This is a genomic window from Streptomyces sp. NPDC002125, from assembly GCF_053593715.1.
In genome coordinates, this window is record NZ_JBSFDD010000006.1 from 1 (window position 1) to 21354 (window position 21354).

Here is a 21354-nt window from a genome sequence, read left to right on the forward strand (position 1 = left end):
CGCTGTGGGCGGCCCTGCGGCCCGCAGGGCGGGTTTCGCGCCGGCCCCCGCGCCCCCGCCCCCGCCGCCGGGCGTACGGTCAGGAGCGGAACGGCCCCGTGACCTCGTAGGTGATGCCGCCGGTCGAGCTTCCGCTCGTCCCGCGCTGCGAGGAGAAGTAGAGCCGCTTGCCGTCGGGCGAGAAGGCGGGACCGGTGATCTCCGACCCGGACTGCCCGCTGATCCGCAGGAACGGGGCGACGGTGTCGTCCGGGGTGATCAGGCAGATCTCCATGTTCCCGCCGTCCTCCGCGACGTACAGGTCGCCGGAGCCGGCGCGCGTGACGTTGTCGACGCCGGTCAGCGGGGCGCTGCCGCTCGTGACGAGCGAGTCGTCGTAGACGAGCGAGATGGACGAGGCGTTCGCGTCGTACGCCCACACCCGGTTGTCGCCCTTGGTGGTGAACCAGCAGGTGCCCGCCGCGTAGAAGCAGCCCTCACCGCCGTTGAAGACCTTGGCGCCGGAGACCTGGTAGCGGGTCTGGGTGGGCGAGCCGTCGGGGTCGGGCACCGTCGTCCAGGTCACCGGGCCGCTGGTGGCGGTCCCCGCCACCAGCACCTGGAGGGTGCCGCTGGTGAGGGTGCCCCAGGTGGTGGGACGGAAGCGGTAGAAGCGGCCGTCCGTCTCGTCCTCGGTCAGATAGATGTAGCCGTGGTCGGGGTCGGCCGCCGCGGCCTCGTGCTTGAACCGGCCCAGCGCCGGGCGCTGTACCGCCGCGTTCACACCCCACGGGTCGGTCTCGTAGACGAAGCCGCGGGTGACCTCCTCGCAGGAGAGCCAGGTGTTCCACGGGGTGCGCCCGCCCGCGCAGTTGGTGTTCGTGCCGGACAGGATGCGGTACGCGGACGTGACCGTCCCCGAGGAGTTGAAGCGCACCGCGCTCGCCCCGCCCCCGGCGGACGAGGACACCTCGGCGTTGGAGACGTAGATCCAGCCGCTGCCGTCGGCGAAGGTGGCGCCGCCGTCGGGGGCGCTGTGCCAGGCGTACGAGGTGCCGGGGACGGTCTGTCCCGAACGGGCGATGATCCTGCTGGTGAAGCCGCTCGGAAGCAGGATGCCGTTGGCGTCGGCCGCCTGGAGAGCCCCGTAGGGGCCGGTGGCCGGCTGGGCCGGGTCCGCGAAGGCGGCACCCCGCCACAGGGTGCCGCCGAATGCCGCTGCCGAGCTGCCGATCACGGCTGTGCGCAAGAAGGTCCGACGTTCCACGATCACTCCACGGGTGACGTGCGGCCCGCCGGCCCGGTCGGCCCGGCGGGTGGAACGTCAGGACAGTAGAGGCGCCCGGTTGCCGGATCTCCAACGTGTCATGAACAGGGTGGGTTCACTCCGCGCGGACCGCGAACACCGGCACGCTGACCTCGTCGTCGTCCAGGCAGGCGCCCGTCTCCAGGTCGAAGCGCTGCTTCAGCAGCGGCGACGCGACGAACGGCCGGCCGGCCACGGAGCCGATCAGGCCCCGGGAGAGGACGTACGCACCGGTGAACGGGTCGCGGTTGTCGATCGCGTACGCGCGCCCCGCCCGGTCCACGAAGAGCGCGACCTGCCGGCCGTCCGGGAGCAGGGCCGCCACGCCCCGCCCCGGGGTCAGCAGCGAGCGGTCGCAGACCGTGAGCCAGCCGTCCCCGTCCGCGAGCTGGATCGACCGGGTGTCCTGCGCCGTTTCCATCGTCTGGGTCGTCATCAGGAAGAGCTCCCTTCAAGAGTACGGATGGCGAGCACCGGGCCCGCGAGGATGTCCAGGTCGGGCTTGACCTGGTCGCGCTCCGGGACGAACTTGACCGAGGGGTCGGGGGCGTCGGGGGCGTTCACGAAGGTCACGAAGCGCCGCAGCCGCTCGGGGTCGTTGATGGTCTCGGCCCACTCGTCGCGGTAGCCGGCGACGTGGTCGGCCATCAGCCGCTCCAGCTCGTCGCAGAGGCCCAGCGAGTCGTGGACGACGACGTCGCGCACGTGGTCCAGGCCGCCCTCGATCCGGTCCAGCCAGGTCGAGGTGCGCTCCAGCCGGTCCGCCGTACGGATGTAGAACATCAGGAACCGGTCGATGAGGCGGACCAGTTCGGCGTCGGAGAGGTCCTGGGCGAGCAGGTCCGCGTGGCGCGGGGTGGCGCCGCCGTTGCCGCCGACGTAGAGGTTCCAGCCCTGCGCCGTGGCGATGATCCCGAAGTCCTTGCCACGCGCCTCCGCGCACTCGCGGGCACAGCCCGAGACCGCCGACTTCAGCTTGTGCGGGGAGCGCAGGCCCCGGTAGCGCAGCTCCAGATCGATGGCCATCTTCACCGAGTCCTGCACGCCGTAGCGGCACCAGGTCTGCCCCACACAGGACTTGACCGTCCGCAGCGACTTTCCGTAGGCGTGGCCGGACTCGAAGCCGGCGTCCACCAGACGGGTCCAGATCAGCGGCAGCTGGTCCACGCGGGCACCGAAGAGGTCGATGCGCTGACCACCCGTGATCTTCGTGTAGAGGCCGAAGTCCCGGGCCACCTCGCCGATCACGATCAGCTTCTCCGGGGTGATCTCACCGCCGGGGATGCGCGGCACGATCGAGTACGAGCCGTTGCGCTGGAGGTTGGCCAGGAAGTGGTCGTTGGTGTCCTGGAGGGCCGCCTGCTCGCCGTCCAGGACATAGCCGCTCGCGCCGACGGTCGGGGCCAGCGAGGCGATGATCGAACCGACCGTGGGCTTGCAGACCTCGCAGCCGTCACCGCCGCGGGCCGACTCACGGCCGTGCGAGTCGAGGAGCGCGGCGTACGTCGTGACGCCGAGGGTGCGGACGATCTCGTACAGCTCGCTGCGGGTGTACTCGAAGCAGCCGCACAGCCCCTGGTCCTCGGGCTGCGGCAGCAGCTGGCCGATGACCTTGACGCAGCTTCCGCAGCCGGTGCCCGCCTTGGTGCACTTCTTCACCTCGGGGAGCGTGGTGTGCTCGCAGATCGCACCCTTGGTGACGTTGTGGCAGGAGCAGATCACGGCCTCGTCGGGCAGCGAGGACGGGCCGAGGGTGACCGGGCCGCCCGCACCGGCCGGCAGCACCAGCTGTTCCGGGGCGACGGGCAGGACCGTGCCGGTCATCGGCCGCAGCGTGCCGTACTGATCGGCATCGCCCACCAGGACACCGCCGAGCAGCGTGCCGTCCTGGCCGATCACCAGCTTCTTGTAGACACCCGAGCGGGAGTCCGCGTAGACGACGTCGAGGCAGCCCTCGGCCGCGCCGTGCGCGTCACCGAAGGAGGCGACGTCCACACCGAGCAGCTTCAGCTTCGTGGAGAGGTCGGCGCCGGTGAAGGAGGCCGCGTTGCCCGCGATCACCTCGGCGACCGCCACCGCCATCTCGTACCCCGGGGCCACCAGCCCGTAGACCCGGCCGTCCGACGCGAGCGCGCACTCGCCGATCGCGAAGACGTCGCTGTCGGAGGTGCGGCACTCCTCGTCGACGATGATGCCGCCGCGCGGGCCGACCGCCAGACCGCAGTCGCGGGCCAGCTGGTCCCGGGGGCGTACGCCGGCGGAGAAGACGACCAGGTCGGTCTCCAGCGAGGAACCGTCCGACAGGGACATGCCGTCGACCCGGCCGTCCTCGCCCGCGGTGACCTCCTGGGTGCCGACACCGGTGTGGACGGTCAGGCCCATGTTCTCGATGGTGCGCAGCAGCGCCGCGCCGCCGCCCTCGTCGACCTGGACGGGCATCAGCCGGGGCGCGAACTCCACGACGTGCGTGTCGAGTCCGAGGCCCTTCAGCGCGCCCGCGGCCTCCAGGCCGAGCAGCCCGCCGCCGACGACCGCGCCGGTCTTCGCGTTCTTCGCGTACTCCTCGATCGCGAGGAGGTCCTCGATGGTGCGGTAGACGAAGCAGCCCTCGGCGTCCTTGCCGGGAACCGGCGGCACGAAGGGGTACGAACCGGTGGCCAGCACCAGCGTGTCGTAGGAGAACGTCTCCCCGGAGCGCGCGGTCACGGTGCGCGCCTCACGGTCGACGCTCTCGGCGGGGTCGCCGACGCGGAGTTCTATGCCGTGGCGCTCCATGAAGCCGGCCTCGACGAGCGAGAGGTCCTCCGGCGTCTTCCCGGAGAAGTACGAGGTCAGCTGGACGCGGTCGTACGCGGGGCGGGGCTCCTCGCAGAGCACGACGACCCTGGCGGTACCCGCTGCGGCGGTCAGGCCGCGGTCGGCGAGCGCTTCCAGGAACCGCTGCCCGACCATGCCGTGCCCGACGACCACGATCGTCGGCACGCCTGCGGTGGGGGCGGTCGGGGGAGTGGACACCGGCATCAGAAGCCTCCGTCGTTGGTGAGCAGGTGGAGCAGGGACATGTCGGCGGGGAGGGGTTCGTCGTCCTGCCAGGTCCGGGCGAGGGTGCCGACGGCGGCGAGATCGCCGAACAGCACCCCGCCCGCCAGCCGGTCGCCCCGAACGACGACCGTGCGGTACGCGCCCCGGGTGGCGTCGGCCAGCCGGATCACGTCGTCGCCGGGCATCGGACGGGAGTCGCCGAAGGCGGCGAGGTCGAGTCCGCCGGGCGTCCCGGAGACGACGGCGGCTCCGGTGGTTCCGACGGTTCCGGCAGGGGCGGGGGCGGCGGAGGGGGAGCGCAGGGTGAGCCGGGTCAGCGCCCGGGTGCCCCCGTAGCTCGCGGAGCGTCCGTTCAGCACCTCGGCCAGCACATCGGCCTGTTCGAGCGCGGCACCGGCCAGCCCGTAGACCGTCCCGCCGTGCTCCGCGCAGTCCCCGACCGCGTGGATGTACGGGTCCGAGGTGCGCAGCTCGTCGTCGACGACGATGCCCTTGCGGACGTCGAGCCCCGCGGCCTGCGCGAGGCCCGTCCGGGGACGGACACCGCAGGCCAGGACGGTGATCTCGGCCGCCAGCTCATAGCCGTCCGCGAGCTCCACGGCCCGCACGGCGGGGGTGTCCCCGTCCGTGCAGCGCAGTCCGCGCACCCGGCACTCGGTGTGCACCTCGACCCCGAGGGCCTCCAGGTGACGGCGGAGCATCCCGGCCGCCTCTGCGTCGAGCTGGCGCTCCATGAGGTGCTCGCCCTGCTGGGCCAGCACCACCTGGGCACCGCACTCGGCCAGCGCCCTGGCGGCCGACACCCCGAGGAGCCCACCGCCGATGACGACGGCGCGCACTCCGGGACGTACGGCCGCACGCAGGGCCAGGCAGTCGTCGAGGGTGCGGAAGGGATGCACCCCGTCGGGCAGCCGGTGGTTCAGGCCCCGCAGCGGCGGCAGCACCGGGTTGGAGCCGGTGGCCAGCACCAGACGCTCGTAGGCGATGACGCTTCCGTCGTCGCAGAGCACCTGACGCTCCGCCCGGTCGATCCGCACGACCCGCACCCCGCGCCGCACCTCGGCGGGCGGCAGCGCGATCACGTCCGGCTCGTACCGGCCGGCGAGCACCTCGGCCAGCAGCACCCTGTTGTACGGTGCGTGCTCCTCCTCGCCGATGACGGTGACACCGGGGACCCGGGAGGCGAGCCGCGCGCCCGCCATCCCGGCGCCGATCACCACCACCCGCGCCGCGTTCTCCGTCTGTGTCCTCATGCCCATGAGAGTGCGCGGCGGGTGTTACCCGACCGCATCCCTCCTGTTTCCCGGGAGGAACCTTGCGCTCAGCACGTCGTCACCCCCTCTGTGAGGGCGCGGGACGGCCGGTTGGACGGTGTAGGTACCACGTGTTTAAGGTCTCGGTCATGCCCGAGATCACGCTCACCACCCTGGTCCTGCTCTGCCTGGCCGCCGCCGCGGCGGGCTGGATCGACGCGGTCGTGGGCGGTGGCGGGCTGCTCCTCCTGCCCGCCCTGCTGCTGGGTCTGCCCCATGTGCCGGCGGCGCACATCCTCGGCACCAACAAGGCGGTGGCCATCGTCGGCACCTCCGGGGCCGCCGTCACCTATGTGCGCAAGGCGCCGGTCCAGGTGGGGACCGCCGTACGGATCGGGCTGATGGCCCTCGCCGGGTCGATGACCGGCGCCTTCTTCGCCGCGGGCATCAGCAGCGACGTGCTGCGCCCGGTGATCATGGTGGTGCTGCTCGGTGTCGCGGCCTTCGTGATGCTGCGGCCGTCCTTCGGCACCGCCGCGGCGGGCGACGGGACCGGCAGGAGTGTCACCCGGGCCCGCACCGTCACGGCGATCGTGCTGGTCGGAGGCGGTATCGGCTTCTACGACGGGCTGTTCGGGCCGGGCACGGGCACCTTCCTGGTGCTGGCCCTGACCGCCGTGCTCCACCTCGACCTGGTCACCGCGTCCGCCACGGCCAAGATCGTGAACGTCTGCACCAACGCGGGCGCGCTGGCGATGTTCGCCTACCAGGGCACCGTCCTGTGGCAACTGGCCGCGCTGATGGCCGTATTCAATCTGGCGGGCGGCATGTTCGGGGCGCGGATGGCTCTGCGCAAGGGCAGCGACTTCGTCCGGGGGGTCCTGCTGGTCGTGGTGTTCTCGCTCGTCGCCAAGCTCGGCTTCGACCAGTGGACCGCTTGATCAGCCGGTGGACCGCTTGATCAGCTGGTGGACCGCATGATCAGCGCACTTCGGTGAGATGGGCGAACGCCACCACATTGCCCAGGTAACCCGACTCGCGGGTGAAACCGCCGCCGCAGGTGATCAGCCTGAGCGAGGCGTGGGGCGTGGCGCCGTAGACGCGCTTGTCCGGGAAGGCGTCGTTCTCGTACACCTCGACCGCGTCGACCGAGAAGACCGCTGTACGGCCGTCCCGGCGGTCGATCTCGACCCGGGCGCCCTTCTTCACCGACCCGAGGGAGTAGAAGACGGACGGCCCGTCGGCGTTGTCGACATGCCCGGCGACGACGGCCGTCCCCTTGGTGCCCGGGGGAGTGCCGTCCTCGAACCAGCCCGCGAGATTACGGTCTCCGGCGGGCGGCGCGTCGAGGCTGCCGTCCGCGCCCAGGCCGAGGCCCGTCATGGGCGCGTCCACACCGATGCCCGGGATGCGGATGCGCACCGGCGCGGCGGGGCGCAGCGGTTCGGCGACCGGGGAGCCCCGCCGCGGCTCGGGGCCCGCGGTGAACGCCTCGGCGGTGGACGGCTGGGGCGCCACGAGCCGGTCGGCCGCGCCGCTCTGCACGAGCCAGACGCCGCACAGCGCGACGATGCCCACCAGCCAGGCCCTGGCCCTCAGGGTCGTCCTGTCCACGTCGTCGTCCTCCGTGGTTCGCCGCCCTCAGTGCCGGGTGCCGTCCGCGCGGCGCCTGCGCAGGAGCAGGGCGCCGCAGACGGCGGCGGTCGCCACGAGGCCCGCGCCCGCCGCGAGCTGCGCGGTGTCGGGGGCGGCGGTGCCGCCGACGCCCGTGTCGACATGGCCGGACGGCCGGCTGGGCCTGTCGCCGGGCGGGGTCGTCGGCCTGGTGCCCGGCGGGGGCAGGGGCGGCTTCGCGGACCCTGGGTCGGTGCCGGGCGGGCTCACGGGGGCGGGCCGGGTCCCGGGGACCGTCGGAGCACCGGCCTCGTCCCCGGGCTCGGTCCCGACCAGGGGGTCCTCGCCCTCCTCGCCCGTGTCCGGCCAGAGGGAGCCGGAGAGCCCCGCGAGGCCGTCGGCCGCGGCGGGGTCGTCGGCGGCCGGCTCTTCCGGGGCCGAACCGTCGGGGGCGGCGGGGTCCTCGGTGGACGTCAGGTCGTCGAGGGCCGCGGAGTCCTCCGGGACCGTGGAGCCGTCGAGGGCCGCCGGGTCGTCCGCGGCCGTCGGGCCGTCCTGGTCCGTCGGGTCTCCGGGCGTCCCGGAGCCGTCAGCCGTGTCCGGGACGCCCGCCGCGCCGGGGTCGCTCGCCGCCCGGGTGCCTTGCCCGCAGCGGGCCGGGGCGTCCGGTGCGCCGGGCCCGCACTCCGCCTCGGCGACGGCCGTCACCGAGCTGAGCTCCGGTCTGCCGAGGTCGTCCGTGCCCGCGTGGGCGGACGGGGCGGCGGCGAGGCCGAGCGCGGCGGCGGTGAGGGCCGCGGCGGCTGTACCGGTCACGAGGCGGGCAGGGCTGCGCATGGGAATCCTCCGGGCAGACGGATGTGTCCTGCCTCCGAGGTAACGGGCCGTGCCGGGACGCTGCATGTTGACGCCCGGTCAGGTTTCACCCGTATGGCCCCGGGGAGCGCACCCGTCCCCTCCGTCCGGTGCAGGTCGAGGCGGTGCGGGCGGCCGTGGGGCCCCTCCGGTGCCGATCGGGTGACCCCCCTGCCGCCCGAGTGTGACGTAGGTCACATGTATGGATCTGGAGCGGCCGGGCACACGCTCGGTATCCCCCCCACGGGACGGCACCCCCCCGCCGGCCCCATGGCAACCGCCCTCACGGGCCCAACCCCCCCTGGGGCCCGTGAGGGCGGTGTCATGTCTCCTCCGCCTCAGACCCCGTGCCCGTCACTCCCGCCCGTCGCGGACCAGGCGATGTCCGGCGGCCGTACGCGTCCGCACCGGGGGCCGCCCCTGCCGTCGGTCAGGCGCAGCCGCGCGGTGAGGTGCCCGGTCCTCGCGGCGGCCTCCAGGACCTCGGGGGCGATGTCGCTCAGCATCAGCTTGGCGCGCCGGAACATCGTGAAGGTGCCGGAGCCGTCCACCGTGCCCCAGGAGAGATAGACGAAGCGCCCGCCGAGCCGGTTCTGGATGTACGGACCCGAGACCTCGACGCCCTCCGCGGTGGGCGCGGCGGTGCAGTCCAGGGTCCAGCCGGCGCGCGCCGCGTCGCCGGGGTGCAGACCGAGCAGCTCGCCCGGCCGGTCCTTGCGCTGCACGCCGACGTGGATGTTCTCGAAACCGGCGAAGTCGGTGTCGGGGCCGCAGGTGCGGCCCGGGAGTTCGGTGGCCTCGATATGGATCTGCATGAGGCCCATCGTCCCGTACGCGGCCGTCGTGCGGGGCGATGAGGCCCATGGTCCCGTACGCGGCCGTCGTGCGGTGCCCGTGCGCCCGGGGGTGCTCAGACCGTCTCGCGGGGGGCGTCCTCGTGGACCCGGCCCAGCAGCTTCATCAGCTCCTCGTCGACGGGGAAGGGTGTCTCGTCGATCCGGTGGACCGGTGCGATGCCCTGCGAGTTGGTGACGAACGCCGCACCGTAGGCGCCCAGCCCGTCCAGCGTCACCGCCCGGCGCACCGAGGGGCGGCCGGCCTCCGCGAGCCCGCGCTCCAGCAGTGCCATGGTGATGCCGGTCAGGGCCGGGGCGTCCGGCCAGACCACCGAAGTGCCGTCCCAGAAACCGACGTTGGTGATGGAACCCTCGGTCACCACACCACCGGGCGCGGTCAGCAGCGCCTCGTCGAACCCCGAGCGCTCGGCCAGCCGCCCGTAGTACATCTGGCCGAACTCGCCGGGGCGCTTGATGTGCGGCACCGCGCGGGCGTACGGCACCGACATCAGGCTCCGCGGCGCACCGGTCGTCCGCGCGGGCTCCCGCACGGTCACCATCGTCACCGTCGCCGCGCGGCCCGGCGGCAGGAAGCCGTGCACCCGGACCGACGCGTCCCGCGTGCCGGCGCCGTCCAGCGCGTGCCCGATGAGCTCCCGCACGCGTTCCCCTTCCAGGGGCAGCCCGAACAGCTCCCGGTTCGCCGCGTCCAGCCTCCCCAGATGGAGCGCGAGACCGCGCACCGTACGGTCCCTGACCTGCATCGCGGTGAAGTGGCCGTAACCGGCGAAGGCGGGGATGGACAGATCCTCCCCGGTGGCGGGGTGGCCGTCGAACTCGACGTACGGGAAGGGCGAAGTCGTCATGGCACCACGGTAGAGCGCCGGGCTTGACCTCAACCTTGGTTGAGGCCGGAGGCTTCCGTGCATGGACCTCACCAGCAACACGCCCGCCCAGTCCACCGCCCCGCTGAAGGTGGCCGTCATCCTCGGCAGCAACCGCGAGGGCCGCTTCGGACCCGTCATCGCCGACTGGTTCCTCGGCCGGGCCGCGGAACACCCGGACATCGAGACCGAACTGATCGACGTGGCCGAGACCGAACCGCCGGCCGTCCCCGCCACCCGGATCTCCCCACGGCTGGCGGAGGCCGACGCCTTCGTCGTCCTGACCCCCGAATACAACCACTCGTACCCCGCCCCGCTGAAGAACCTCATCGACCGGCACTTCTCCGAATGGCAGGCCAAGCCCGTCGCGTTCGTGTCGTACGGCGGGATCTCCGGCGGCCTGCGGGCCGTCGAGCACCTGCGCCAGGTCTTCGCCGAGCTGCACGCCGTCTCGGTCCGCGACACCGTCTCCTTCCACAACGCGGGCGCCCTCTTCGACGACCGGGGCAGTCACAGGGACCCGGCCCAGGCCGACGGCGCGGCCAAGAGGATGCTCGACCAGCTCGTGTGGTGGGGCCGCGCGCTGCGCGACGCCAGGAACCGCCACCCGTACGGCGCCTGACACCTCCGGGGCCGACAATCGGGGGGCCGCACACCGAGACATCGAGCACGCCGAGAGCGCGAGGAGACCCGGGAATGACCGAGCCCGCATGGCTGACCGTACTGACCACGACGGACAGCGAGGGGAAGGCCCGCACCCTGGCCAGGGACGCGGTGGAGTCGCGGCTCGCCGCCTGTGCCCAGATCTCCGCGCCCGTCACCTCGGTCTACCGGTGGCAGGACGCCATCGAGACCACCGAGGAGTGGCAGGTGCTGTTCAAGACGACCGCCCAGCGGTACGACGAGCTGGAGGCGCACCTCCTCGCCGCGCACGACTACGGGACGCCCGAGATCATCGCGACCCCCGTCGTGCGCGGCAGCGACCGCTATCTGGCCTGGGTGTCGGCCGAGACGGCCCCCTCGGTGGCCCTGTGACCGAGGGGCGGCTGCCGTTCTTCGTCTACGGCACGCTGCTCCCCGGCGAGCACAACCACGACCGGTTCCTGCGCGGCCGCACCCGCGAGGAGCGGCCCGCGGTGCTGCCGGGCGCCCTCCTCTACGAGGGCCCCGGCTATCCGTACGCCGTCGAGGGCCACGGCACGGTCCACGGCTCGCTGGTCACCGCCGAGCCCGGTGCGTACGCCGGACTGCTCGGGCTCCTGGACGACCTGGAGCAGTACCTCGGGCCGGACCACCCGCGCAATCTGTACGAACGGGTGGCCCGCCCCGTCCTCCCGGTGCGGGCCGCCCCCGGCACGGGAGCCGGGACGCCCGGGCCCGTCGAACCCGTCCGCGCCTGGGTCTACCTCGCCGCCACCGCCGTCGCCCGCTCCCTGCGCACCGGCGGCACACCCGTGCCCGGCGGGGACTGGCTCAGCCGGCGGCCTCCACCCGCACCGCGCACACCTTGAACTCGGGCATCCGCGACACGGGGTCGAGCGCGGGGTTGGTCAGCGAGTTGGCCCGGCCCTCGCCCGGCCAGTGGAAGGGCATGAACACGGTGTCCTGCCGGATGGCCACCGTGATCCTGGCCGGTGCCACCGCCCGCCCGCGCCGCGAGGTCACCGCGACGCTCTCGCCCTCGGCCACCCCGATCCGCTCCGCGAGCCGGGGGTGCAGCTCCACGAACGGGCCCGGCGCCGCGGCGTTCAGCTCGGCCACCCGGCGGGTCTGCGCCCCCGACTGGTACTGGGACACGACCCGCCCCGTCGTCAGCACCACCGGATACTCCGCGTCCGTCTCCTCCGCGGCGGCCCGGTGCGTGACCGGCACGAACCTGGCCCGCCCGTCGTCCGTCGCGAACCGCTCCAGGAACAGCCGGGGCGTCCCCGCGTGCTCCTCGTCGGGGCAGGGCCAGAACACCCCGTCCTCCGCCGCGATCCGTTCGTACGAGATGCCCGCGTAGTCGGCGGGACCGCCCGCGGACGCCCGCCGCAGCTCGTCGAAGACCTCCTCCGGATCGGCCGGGAAGCCCTTGCCGTGCCCCAGGAGACCGGCCAGCGCGTTCAGCACCTCCAGGTCGCTGCGGACCCCGTCCGGCGGTGTGACCGCCCGTTGCCGCAGCAGCACCCGGCCCTCCAGGTTCGTCGTCGTCCCGGTCTCCTCCGCCCACTGCGTCACCGGCAGCACCACATCGGCCAGCGCCGCGGTCTCCGACAGCACCACGTCCGCGACCGCCAGGAAGTCCAGCGACCGCAGCCGCTCCTCGACGTGCCCGGCGTGCGGCGCCGAGACGACCGGGTTGGACCCCATGACCAGCAGGGACCGCACATCCCGCCCCAGCGCGTCCAGCAACTCGTACGCGCTGCGCCCCGGACCCGGCAGCGAGTCGGGGTCGACGCCCCACACCCCGGCCACATGGCGGCGCGCCGCCGGATCGGTGAGCTTGCGGTAGCCGGGCAGCTGGTCGGCCTTCTGCCCGTGCTCCCTGCCGCCCTGGCCGTTGCCCTGGCCGGTCAGGCAGCCGTAGCCGGACAGCGGGCGGCCCGCCCGTCCTGTCGCCAGGCAGAAGTTGATCCAGGCCCCCACCGTGTCCGTGCCCTTGGCCTGCTGCTCGGGGCCCCGCGCGGTGAGCACCATCCCGGTCTCCGCGCCGCAGAACATCTCCACGGCCTCGCGCAGCTGCGGCACGGGCACCCCGGTGAGGCGCTCCACCAGCTCCGGCCAGTGCGCCATCGCACCCGCCCTGGCCTCGTCCCAGCCGCTCGTACGGGCGCGGACGAACTCCTCGTCCACCCGCCCGTCCGCCACGACCAGGTGCAGCATGCCGAGTGCCAGGGCCAGGTCCGTGCCGGGGCGGGGCGCCAGGTGCAGATCCGCCTGCTCCGCCGTCCTGGTCCGGCGCGGGTCGATGACGATCAGCCGGCCGCCGTTCTCCTTCAGCTCGGTCAGATAGCGCAGGGCCGGCGGCATGGTCTCCGCGAGATTCGAGCCGACCAGGATGACGCACCCGGTCCGGGGGATGTCCTCCAGCGGGAACGGCAGCCCCCGGTCCAGCCCGAACGCCCGCTGGTGCGCCGCCGCGGCCGACGACATGCAGAAGCGGCCGTTGTAGTCGATCTGCGAGGTGCCGAGCACCACCCGGGCGAACTTCCCGAGGGCGTACGCCTTCTCGTTGGTGAGCCCGCCGCCGCCGAACACCCCCACGGCGTCCGCGCCGTGCTCCGCCCGGGTGCCGCGCAGCCCGTCGGTGATCCGCTCCAGTGCCTCGTCCCAGCTCGCGGGCGCCAGCTCGCCGCCCGCGTCGCGCACGAGCGGGCCGGTCAGCCGGACCCCGGCGGCGAGCACGGCGGGAGCGGTGCGCCCCTTGCCGCAGAGGGCTCCCCGGTTGACCGGGAAGTCGGTACGCTCCACGACCTCGGCCACCGCGCCATCGGTGACCGGTCGCAGCTTCATCCCGCACTGGAGGGCGCAGTACGGGCAGTGGGTGGACGTCTCGGTGCTGGCCATACACCCAGCGTGCGAGCCCGGTATTACGGGGACCGGTGCCTCCGGTTACGCACCGGGTACGGGCACCTCAGCCCGCCCCGCCCGCCGCCGTGAGGTCCGCCGCGAGCGCCTCACTCACGCCCGTCTCCCGGGGACCCAGGAAGTGCGGGTCCGGCTCGAACACCGTGTCCAGGAGCGCCTTGCCCGCCGCGAAGACCTCCCGCGCCCCGCCGTAGTACCAGGTCACATCGTGTACGGCGTCGACCCCCACTCCGTACGCGTCGATCCCGGCGGACCGGCACAGGGCGATCGCCCTGCGTATGTGGAAGCCCTGGCTCACCAGGACGGCCCGGTCGACCCCGAATATCCTCTTGGCCCGGACGCAGGAGTCCCAGGTGTCGAAGCCCGCGTAGTCACTGACGATCCGGCCGTCCGGCACCCCGCGCCCGGTGAGATAGGCGCGCATGGCGTCCGGCTCGTCGTACTCCACGCGGCTGTTGTCCCCGGTGACGAGCACGACCCGCACCTTCCCCGCCCTGTACAGCTCGGCGGCGGCGTCCAGCCGGTGCGCGAGATACGGCGACGGCCTGCCCTGCCACAGCCCCGCCCCGAACACCACGGCGACGTCCCGCGCCGGGGCGTCGGCCGTCGTGCGCACCCGGGCGTCGGCCGTGGTGTGCAGCCACGCCGCGGGCGACAGCGCCATGACGGAGGCGACCATCAGCGCCTGCACCAGCCGGCGCTGCCCGCGCCTCGTCCGCGGCAGCTTCGGCCGCGCGGACGCGAGCCGTCGCAGTGTCCCCAGCAGCCGCATGCCGCGCCCCCCGCGCTCGTTCCCGGCCCGCCGATTCACGGTCCTGAATGAGGGACGAACGGCGAGCGGAAAAGGTTCGCGCCGGTCTGAACAGGTACTGACACCGCCGACGCCCTTCCCCGGAGCCGGTGTGAACAGGTACTGACACCGCCGATGCCCTTCCCCGGAGCCGGTGTGAACAGGTACTGACACCGCCGGCGCCCTCCCCGTGAGGCAGCCGCAAACACCCGTCACCGGTGCGAAACGGCCCGGCAACCTCGGGCCTGCACCATCGGTTCATGACGGAGACGGCATCGGAACACCTCAGTGAGTCCCTGCCCCTCGACAGCACGGCGCAACTCCTGACCCGCATCACCTCCCAGCTCGGAAGCCAGCTCAGCCTCGTCTCCCTGAACGGAACCCGCAGGCCCATGCACCTCACCCGGAGCTCAGCCCCCACCCTGGTCGCCGTCGCGCACGGCAGCCGGGACCCGCAGGCCCTGCGCACCGTCCTGGAGCTCCTCGACCGGGTGCGGGAGCTCCGGCCGGGTCTCGACGTCCGGCTCGGCCACATCGAGCTGAACGAACCCCTGCTGCCGGACACGCTGGACGGCATCGGGCACGGCGGCGACGCCGTCCTCGTCCCGCTGCTGCTCGGCCGCGGCCACCACGTACGCCACGACCTGCCCCGTGCGGCGGAGGCCGCGAGCGGTCTGCGGACCCGGGTCGCCGCGCCGCTCGGACCGCACCCCCTGCTCGTCGAGGCGCTGTACGAGCGGCTCGTCGAGGCCGGCTGGCGCGACGAGGACGGCACGAGCCGCAGCGCCGCCGTGGTCCTCGCCGCCGCAGGATCACGCGACCCCGACTCGGACGTGGACGCCCGCCGTACCGCCGCCATGCTCAGCGACCGCCTCGGCGGCGTACCCGTCGTACCGGCGTATGCCTCCGCCGCCACGCCCACCGTCCCGGCCGCCCTGCGCGCCCTGGCGGCCAGGGGCCGCCACCGGGTCGCCCTCGCCTCCTACTTCACCGCACCCGGCCGCTTCGCGACCGTCTCGGCCGCCGCCGCACCGGGCATCGCCGCCGCACCGCTCGGCGCCCACCCGGCGATGGCCCGCCTCCTGCTGCACCGGTACGACCAGGCGGGGACCCGCACCGCGCCCTCCTACGGCGCCCTGACGCACACCCCTCTCCTCGCGTCCGCCTGACCCTTCCTGTCAGCCCGGACGTTTAATGTCGAGGGCATGGACGGTACGCACGACCCCCGGGACACGCCCTACGGCGCCGCTGACACCGAGCGCTGGGACACCGAGCCCGACAAGCGCCCCGGCCGCACCGCCTTCCAGCGCGACCGGGCGCGTGTGCTGCACTCCGCCGCCCTGCGCAGGCTCGCCGGCAAGACCCAGGTCGTCACGCCCGGCACCCGGGGCCGGGCCTGGGACGCCAGTCCCCGCACCCGGCTCACCCACTCCCTGGAGTGCGCCCAGGTCGGCCGGGAGCTCGGAGCCGCCCTGGGCTGCGACCCCGACCTCGTCGAGACGGCCTGCCTCTCCCACGACATGGGCCACCCGCCCTTCGGGCACAACGGCGAGCAGGCGCTCAACGACTTCGCCTCGGACTGCGGCGGCTTCGAGGGCAACGCCCAGTCGCTGCGCCTGCTGACCCGCATCGAACCCAAGCGCTTCGTCCGCGACCCGCGCAGCGGCGAGCTCGTCAGCGTGGGCCTCAACCTGACCCGGGCCGCCCTGGACGCCGCCACCAAATACCCCTGGCCCAGGGGCGCGCACCCCAGGGACCCCGCCTCCCCGAAATTCGGGGTGTACGAGGACGACCTGCCGGTCTTCGCGTGGATCCGCAAGGGCGCGCCGCAGGACGGCACCTGTTTCGAGGCCCAGGTCATGGACTGGTCCGACGACGTCGCCTACTCCGTGCACGACTTCGAGGACGGCCTGCACGCCGGGCACATCGACGCCGGCTGCCTCTTCTCCGAGCCCGAGCGGGCGGAGATCTGGGCCGTCGCCATCGGCCGGTACGTCCCGGCGGACACCGATCCCCAGGAGCTCTCCGACGCCCTGGACCGGCTCACCGCCCAGGAGTGGTGGCCGCGCGGCTACGACGGCTCGGCGGTCGCCCAGGCCCGGCTGAAGGACGCGACGAGCCAGCTCATCGGCAGGTTCTGCCTCGCGGCGGAGTCCGCCACCCACACCGCGTACGGCCCCGGGAGGCTCGGGAGGTACGGCGCCGAGCTCATCGTCCCGCGCGAGGTGCGCAACGAGTGCGCCGTGCTCAAGGCCGTCGCCGACCGTTACGTCATGCAGCGCGCCGAGCAGGAGGCCATCCGCGCGGACCAGCGGATCGTCATCGCCGAGCTCGCCGCCGCGCTGACCGCCCGCGCCCCCGAGGGCCTGGAGCCCCAGTTCCGCGCGCTGCACGCCGCCGCCCCCGACGACAGGGCGCGCAAGCGGGTCCTCGTCGACCAGATCGCCGCACTCACCGACGCCTCCGCACGGTCCCTCCACAGGACTCTGACGGGCGTTCGGCAGACTGGACCATGACCGGGCCACATGCCAGCGGCTGTATCCCGATCGAGGCACACCTCTTTCGCCATCACGCTGCGTGCGGGACGCTCGCAGCTGGCGGCGCCGCGCAGCACAGTACCGAGGAGGCATCAAGTGGTCGACGCACATCGGACGTTCGTCATCATCGGCGGGGGACTGGCCGGAGCGAAGGCAGCCGAGACACTCCGGGCGGAGGGCTTCAGCGGCCGGGTGATCCTCATCGGCGACGAGCGCGACCATCCGTACGAGCGGCCACCGCTGTCCAAGGGATACCTGGCGGGCAAGGACGAGCGGGAGACCGTCTTCGTCCACAAGACCGCCTGGTACGCCGGCGCCGACATCGAGCTCCACCTCGGCCAGGTGGTGACCTCCATCGACCGGGCCGGCCGCTCCGTGCAGCTCGGCGACAACACCGTCGTCCACTACGACAAGCTCCTCCTCGCCACCGGCGCCGAGCCGCGCCGCCTCGACATCCCCGGCACCGACCTGGTCGGCGTGCACCACCTGCGCCGCCTCGCCCACGCCGACCGGCTGCGGGGCGTCCTCGCCGCCCTCGGCCGCGACAACGGCCACCTGGTGATCGCCGGAGGCGGCTGGATCGGCCTGGAGGTCGCCGCGGCCGCCCGTGGATACGGCGCGGAGGTCACCGTCGTCGAGCCCTCCGCGACCCCGCTGCACCACGTGATCGGCCCGGAGCTCGGCCAGATCTTCACCGATCTGCACGCCGAGCACGGCGTGCGCTTCCACTTCGGCGCCCGCCTCACGGAGATCACCGGCCAGGACGGCCTGGTCCTCGCCGCCCGTACCGACGACGGCGAGGAGCACCCGGCCCACGACGTGCTCGCGGCGATCGGCGCCGCACCGCGCACCTCGCTCGCGGAGGCCGCCGGGCTCGACATGGCGGACCGCTCCCAGGGCGGCGGTGTCGCCGTCGACGCCTCGCTGCGCACCTCCGACCCGCACATCTACGCCGCCGGGGACATCGCCTCCGTGGACCACCCGCTCTTCGGCGGACGGCTGCGCGTGGAGCACTGGGCGAACGCCCTGAACAGCGGCCCCGCCGCCGCGAAGGCCATGCTGGGCCAGGACGTGACGTACGACCGGGTGCCGTACTTCTTCTCCGACCAGTACGACCTGGGCCTGGAGTACTCCGGCTGGGCGCCGCCCGGCTCGTACGACCAGGTCGTCATCCGGGGCGATGCCGGCAAGCGGGAGTTCATCGCCTTCTGGCTCAAGGACCGCCGGGTCCTCGCCGGGATGAACGTGAATGTGTGGGACGTCACCGAGGACATCCAGAAGCTGATCAAGGCCGCCGGGCCGGTCGACCCGGACGCCCTGGGCGACCCCTCGGTGCCGCTGGACTCCCTGCTCTGAGCGGTGGCCGGCGCTTTCGGACCGGGCCGGCGGCGGCGCCCGCCGCCGGGCCCCGGCCGGTCCCGGTTACCCGGCCCCACCCGTAGACTTCACTCGTGGCAGGCAGGATCAATGACGACGACGTGAAGGCGGTACGGGACGCGGTCCCGATCGACGCCGTCGTGTCCGAGTACCTCCAGCTGCGCAACGCGGGCGGCGGAAACCTCAAGGGACTCTGCCCCTTCCACGACGAGAAGTCCCCCTCCTTCCAGGTCAGCCCGGGCAAGGGCCTGTTCCACTGCTTCGGCTGCCAGGAGGGCGGCGACACGATCGCCTTCGTGATGAAGATCGATCACCTCACCTTCTCCGAGACGGTCGAGCGCCTCGCCGCCAAGGCGGGCATCACCCTGCGGTACGAGGAGGGCGGGTACAACCCCTCCCACCAGCGCGGCGAGCGGATCAGGCTGGTCGAGGCGCACAAGATCGCCGCCGACTTCTACCGCGAGCAGCTGAACGGCCCGGAGGCCGAGATCGGCCGGAAGTTCCTCGCCGAACGCGGCTTCGACCAGGACGCGGCGGCCCACTTCGGCGTGGGCTACAGCCCCGCGGGCTGGGACCACCTCACCCGCTTCCTGCGCGGCAAGGGCTTCAGCGACAAGGAGCTCATCAGCTCCGGCCTCTCCCAGGACGGCCGCCGGGGCCCGATCGACCGTTTCCGCGGCCGGCTGATGTGGCCGATCAGCGACACCTCGGGGGAGATCGTCGGGTTCGGCGCCCGCAAGCTCCGGGACGACGACAACGGCCCGAAGTACCTCAACACCCCCGAGACCTCGATCTACAAGAAGTCCCAGGTGCTGTACGGCATCGACCTGGCCAAGAAGGACATCGCCAAGGCGAGCAGGGCCGTCGTCGTCGAGGGCTACACCGACGTCATGGCCTGCCACCTCGCGGGGGTCACCACCGCCATCGCCACCTGCGGCACGGCGTTTGGCAACGACCACATCAAGATCCTCCGACGGCTCCTGATGGACAACGGCAGCGCCCGTGTGATCTTCACCTTCGACGGTGACGCGGCAGGCCAGAAGGCCGCCCTGCGCGCCTTCGAGGACGACCAGAAGTTCGCCGCCGAGACGTACATCGCGATCGCCCCGGACAACATGGACCCGTGCGATCTGCGGCTGGCCAAGGGCGACGACGCCGTCCGCGACCTGGTCGAACCCCGCACCCCGCTCTTCGAGTTCGCGCTCCGCCAGATCGTCGGCCGGTACGACCTGGAGACCCCGGCCGGGCGCGCCGCCGCGCTGGACGAGGCCGCGCCCGTCGTCGCCAAGATCAAGACGAGCAGCGTGCAGCGCGAGGTGGCAGTCCAGCTGGCCGGCTTCGTCGGCATCCTCGACCAGGAATTCGTCGTCCACCGGGTCAACCAGCTCGCCCAGTGGGCCCGGGGACGCGGCGACCAGCGGGGCCCCGCGCCGGCCTCCTCCCGTGGCGGAGCCCAGCACCAGCAGGTCCAGGCCCCGAAGGCACCGCCGGGCCCCGCGCTCAACCTCCGCAGCCCCGCCCACCGCACCGAGCGCGAGCTGCTCAAGCTCGCCCTCCAGAAGCCCGCCCTGGTCTCGCCCGCCTTCGACGCGTACGGGGTCGACGAGTTCACCGCCCCGCCCTACGCTGCGGTGCGCCAGTGCATCGCGGAGGCGGGCGGCGCGGAGCTGGGCGTCGCCGAGACCCGCGACTATCTCGTGCAGGTGCTCGACGCGACCCCCGACGACACGGTGCGCAAGCTCGTCACCGAGCTGGCGGTCGAGGTCTTCCACGGCAAGTCCATCGACGAGACGTACGCGGGCCAGCACCTGGTCAACGTCCGCCTGCGCGCGGTCGACCGCAGGATCGAGGACGTCCAGAGCAGCCTCGCGCGCCTCGGCAGCAACGTCGCCCCCGACCATCTGGCCGCCGCGCAGAACGAGGTCTGGGTCCTCCAGCAGTACGCGCAGTCACTGCGCAGCCACGGCGCCGACGCGCTCTGATCCCGCCTCCCCCGCCCATCGGCCGCCCGGCTCCACGGTCCGGCGCACCCCGGGGCCGGGTCAGGACCTGATCAGCAACCCGTCACGCTCCGGACGCAAAAAGTCACCGCACGCCCCTCGTGGCGGCGATGTGTCGTACCCCACACTGGGTGGCGGTGCCTGAGTCATCGGAGCGCGGCCGGTCCGCCCGGGGCGGACCTCCATCCCCCGCGATCCGGCAGCGATCACCTGGAGGTCGCCCCCGTGCAGACCCGGACCGTGACGATCACGAGCGAGCATGTCCCGGCCATTCCCGCACAGAACCGGGTCACGCGTCACCCGGAGACGGCGGGTACACCGGAAGCGGTACTGGAGGAACCGGTGGAGCCCCCGGAGCCCCCCGAGCCCCGCAGCCGGCCGGAGGCGGGCGGCCCGTCCTCGGACCTCTTCCGCCAGTACCTGCGGGAGATCGGACGGATTCCGCTGCTCAGCGCGGCGGAGGAGGTGGAGCTCGCCCGACGCGTCGAGGCCGGGCTCTTCGCGGAGGAACGGCTCGCCCGCACCCCCGACCCCGACTCCGGGCTCGCCCACGACCTCGACCGGCTCGTGGTCATGGGGCGGATGGCGAAGCGCCGGCTCATCGAGGCCAACCTCCGCCTCGTGGTCTCCGTGGCCAAGCGGTACGTCGGCCGGGGACTGACCATGCTCGACCTGGTCCAGGAGGGGAACCTCGGGCTGATCAGGGCGGTCGAGAAGTTCGACTACGCCCGGGGCTACAAGTTCTCGACGTACGCGACGTGGTGGATCCGCCAGGCGATGTCCCGCGCACTGGCCGACCAGGCCAGGACCATAAGAGTCCCGGTGCACGTCGTCGAGCTGATCAACCGGGTCGTCCGCGTCCAGCGCCGGATGCTCCAGGAACACGGCTGTGAACCGACACCCGAAGAGGTCGGCGCACAGCTCGGCCTCACACCCGAACGCGTCGGCGAGGTCCTGCGGCTCGCCCAGGAACCCGTCTCCCTGCACGCCCCCGTCGGCGAGGAGGACGACGTCGCCTTCGGCGACCTCATCGAGGACGGCGACGCCGCCTCGCCCGTGGAGTCCGCGGCCTTCCTGCTGCTGCGCGAACACCTGGAGACCGTGCTCTCCACGCTCGGGGAGCGCGAGCGGAAGGTCGTGCAGCTGCGCTACGGACTGGACGACGGGCGGCCCCGCACCCTGGAGGAGATCGGTCGGATCTTCGGCGTGACGCGCGAACGCATCCGCCAGATCGAGTCCAAGACCCTCAACAAGCTGCGGGACCACGCCTTCGCGGACCAGCTGCGCGGCTACCTCGACTGAACCGGCTGA

The 21354-nt window shown here is 73.1% G+C and carries 19 protein-coding genes; 9 read left to right on the forward strand and 10 right to left on the reverse strand.

Features of this window, described 5'->3' with window-relative positions; genetic code table 11:
• Positions 1-79: 79 nt before the first annotated feature.
• The 4 genes from ACWCQM_RS12505 to ACWCQM_RS12520 form a co-directional block, all read right to left on the reverse strand.
• Positions 80-1246 carry an alkaline phosphatase PhoX gene (locus tag ACWCQM_RS12505; protein WP_450915273.1) on the reverse strand — a complete coding sequence of 389 codons (1167 nt, stop codon included), beginning with the start codon at positions 1244-1246 and terminating at the stop codon, positions 80-82.
• A gap of 115 nt (positions 1247-1361) precedes the next feature.
• On the reverse strand, positions 1362-1721 hold the full coding sequence (gene nirD / locus ACWCQM_RS12510) for a nitrite reductase small subunit NirD (RefSeq protein WP_450915274.1): 360 nt from the start codon (positions 1719-1721) through the stop codon (positions 1362-1364).
• The gene (nirB, locus tag ACWCQM_RS12515) at positions 1721-4306 is read right to left on the reverse strand and encodes a nitrite reductase large subunit NirB (protein WP_450915275.1); all 2586 of its coding nucleotides are present in this window, start codon (positions 4304-4306) and stop codon (positions 1721-1723) included. The genes nirD and nirB overlap by 1 nt, the downstream gene beginning before the upstream one ends.
• Positions 4306-5580: an NAD(P)/FAD-dependent oxidoreductase gene (locus ACWCQM_RS12520; RefSeq protein ID WP_450915276.1), complete on the reverse strand. Its 1275-nt coding sequence runs from the start codon at positions 5578-5580 to the stop codon at positions 4306-4308. Before ACWCQM_RS12520 ends, nirB begins: the two co-directional genes overlap by 1 nt.
• A gap of 149 nt (positions 5581-5729) precedes the next feature.
• On the opposite strand from ACWCQM_RS12520, the gene ACWCQM_RS12525 reads away from it, so the two are divergent.
• Entirely contained in the window at positions 5730-6521 is a 792-nt protein-coding gene (locus tag ACWCQM_RS12525; RefSeq protein ID WP_450915277.1) for a sulfite exporter TauE/SafE family protein, read from the forward strand.
• A gap of 40 nt (positions 6522-6561) precedes the next feature.
• Here ACWCQM_RS12525 and ACWCQM_RS12530 read toward each other — a convergent pair whose 3' ends face one another.
• The 4 genes from ACWCQM_RS12530 to ACWCQM_RS12545 form a co-directional block, all read right to left on the reverse strand.
• Positions 6562-7194 carry a class F sortase gene (locus tag ACWCQM_RS12530; protein WP_450915278.1) on the reverse strand — a complete coding sequence of 211 codons (633 nt, stop codon included), beginning with the start codon at positions 7192-7194 and terminating at the stop codon, positions 6562-6564.
• Between the two features lie 27 nt (positions 7195-7221).
• Positions 7222-8031 (reverse strand): hypothetical protein, encoded by an 810-nt coding sequence (locus ACWCQM_RS12535; RefSeq protein WP_450915279.1) that lies wholly within the window; start codon positions 8029-8031, stop codon positions 7222-7224.
• 356 nt (positions 8032-8387) lie between these two features.
• Positions 8388-8864 (reverse strand): DUF5990 family protein, encoded by a 477-nt coding sequence (locus ACWCQM_RS12540; RefSeq protein ID WP_450915280.1) that lies wholly within the window; start codon positions 8862-8864, stop codon positions 8388-8390.
• Positions 8865-8959: 95 nt separating this feature from the next.
• Positions 8960-9751, reverse strand: a complete 792-nt coding sequence (locus ACWCQM_RS12545) for an aminotransferase class IV family protein (RefSeq protein ID WP_450915281.1) — start codon at positions 9749-9751, stop codon at positions 8960-8962.
• Between the two features lie 61 nt (positions 9752-9812).
• Here ACWCQM_RS12545 and ACWCQM_RS12550 point away from each other — a divergent pair, with 61 nt between their 5' ends.
• From ACWCQM_RS12550 to ACWCQM_RS12560, 3 genes are all read left to right on the forward strand, one after another.
• Complete coding sequence (locus tag ACWCQM_RS12550) at positions 9813-10391, forward strand: NADPH-dependent FMN reductase (protein WP_450915282.1); 579 nt, start codon at positions 9813-9815, stop codon at positions 10389-10391.
• A gap of 74 nt (positions 10392-10465) precedes the next feature.
• Positions 10466-10804, forward strand: a complete 339-nt coding sequence (gene cutA / locus ACWCQM_RS12555) for a divalent-cation tolerance protein CutA (RefSeq protein WP_450915283.1) — start codon at positions 10466-10468, stop codon at positions 10802-10804.
• Positions 10801-11280 (forward strand): gamma-glutamylcyclotransferase family protein, encoded by a 480-nt coding sequence (locus ACWCQM_RS12560; protein WP_450915284.1) that lies wholly within the window; start codon positions 10801-10803, stop codon positions 11278-11280. The genes cutA and ACWCQM_RS12560 overlap by 4 nt, the downstream gene beginning before the upstream one ends.
• Here the strand turns inward: ACWCQM_RS12560 and ACWCQM_RS12565 are convergent.
• Positions 11243-13318, reverse strand: a complete 2076-nt coding sequence (locus ACWCQM_RS12565; RefSeq protein ID WP_450915285.1) for a molybdopterin oxidoreductase family protein — start codon at positions 13316-13318, stop codon at positions 11243-11245. The genes ACWCQM_RS12560 and ACWCQM_RS12565 overlap by 38 nt on opposite strands.
• Before the next feature lie 67 nt (positions 13319-13385).
• On the reverse strand, positions 13386-14111 hold the full coding sequence (locus ACWCQM_RS12570) for a SanA/YdcF family protein (protein WP_450915286.1): 726 nt from the start codon (positions 14109-14111) through the stop codon (positions 13386-13388).
• A gap of 278 nt (positions 14112-14389) precedes the next feature.
• Between ACWCQM_RS12570 and ACWCQM_RS12575 the strand changes: the two genes are divergently transcribed.
• From ACWCQM_RS12575 to ACWCQM_RS12595, 5 genes are all read left to right on the forward strand, one after another.
• Positions 14390-15298, forward strand: a complete 909-nt coding sequence (locus ACWCQM_RS12575) for a sirohydrochlorin chelatase (RefSeq protein WP_450915287.1) — start codon at positions 14390-14392, stop codon at positions 15296-15298.
• A gap of 36 nt (positions 15299-15334) precedes the next feature.
• On the forward strand, positions 15335-16645 hold the full coding sequence (locus tag ACWCQM_RS12580) for a deoxyguanosinetriphosphate triphosphohydrolase (RefSeq protein WP_450915288.1): 1311 nt from the start codon (positions 15335-15337) through the stop codon (positions 16643-16645).
• A gap of 117 nt (positions 16646-16762) precedes the next feature.
• Positions 16763-18022, forward strand: coding sequence for an NAD(P)/FAD-dependent oxidoreductase (locus ACWCQM_RS12585; protein WP_267075829.1), 1260 nt, complete (start codon positions 16763-16765; stop codon positions 18020-18022).
• Between the two features lie 95 nt (positions 18023-18117).
• Positions 18118-20025 (forward strand): DNA primase, encoded by a 1908-nt coding sequence (gene dnaG / locus ACWCQM_RS12590; RefSeq protein ID WP_450915289.1) that lies wholly within the window; start codon positions 18118-18120, stop codon positions 20023-20025.
• Between the two features lie 243 nt (positions 20026-20268).
• Entirely contained in the window at positions 20269-21345 is a 1077-nt protein-coding gene (locus tag ACWCQM_RS12595) for an RNA polymerase sigma factor (protein WP_450915290.1), read from the forward strand.
• The last annotated feature ends 9 nt before the right edge of the window (positions 21346-21354 follow it).

Bases quoted from the DNA above. Each gene is read 5' to 3' on its own strand.
- nirD (WP_450915274.1), bottom strand. From the start codon at position 1,721: ATGACGACCCAGACGATGGAAACGGCGCAGGACACCCGGTCGATCCAG.
- nirB (WP_450915275.1), bottom strand. From the start codon at position 4,306: ATGCCGGTGTCCACTCCCCCGACCGCCCCCACCGCAGGCGTGCCGACG.
- ACWCQM_RS12520 (WP_450915276.1), bottom strand. From the start codon at position 5,580: ATGAGGACACAGACGGAGAACGCGGCGCGGGTGGTGGTGATCGGCGCC.
- ACWCQM_RS12525 (WP_450915277.1), top strand. From the start codon at position 5,730: ATGCCCGAGATCACGCTCACCACCCTGGTCCTGCTCTGCCTGGCCGCC.
- ACWCQM_RS12535 (WP_450915279.1), bottom strand. From the start codon at position 8,031: ATGCGCAGCCCTGCCCGCCTCGTGACCGGTACAGCCGCCGCGGCCCTC.
- ACWCQM_RS12540 (WP_450915280.1), bottom strand. From the start codon at position 8,864: ATGCAGATCCATATCGAGGCCACCGAACTCCCGGGCCGCACCTGCGGC.
- ACWCQM_RS12545 (WP_450915281.1), bottom strand. From the start codon at position 9,751: ATGACGACTTCGCCCTTCCCGTACGTCGAGTTCGACGGCCACCCCGCC.
- ACWCQM_RS12550 (WP_450915282.1), top strand. From the start codon at position 9,813: ATGGACCTCACCAGCAACACGCCCGCCCAGTCCACCGCCCCGCTGAAG.
- cutA (WP_450915283.1), top strand. From the start codon at position 10,466: ATGACCGAGCCCGCATGGCTGACCGTACTGACCACGACGGACAGCGAG.
- ACWCQM_RS12565 (WP_450915285.1), bottom strand. From the start codon at position 13,318: ATGGCCAGCACCGAGACGTCCACCCACTGCCCGTACTGCGCCCTCCAG.
- ACWCQM_RS12570 (WP_450915286.1), bottom strand. From the start codon at position 14,111: ATGCGGCTGCTGGGGACACTGCGACGGCTCGCGTCCGCGCGGCCGAAG.
- ACWCQM_RS12575 (WP_450915287.1), top strand. From the start codon at position 14,390: ATGACGGAGACGGCATCGGAACACCTCAGTGAGTCCCTGCCCCTCGAC.
- ACWCQM_RS12580 (WP_450915288.1), top strand. From the start codon at position 15,335: ATGGACGGTACGCACGACCCCCGGGACACGCCCTACGGCGCCGCTGAC.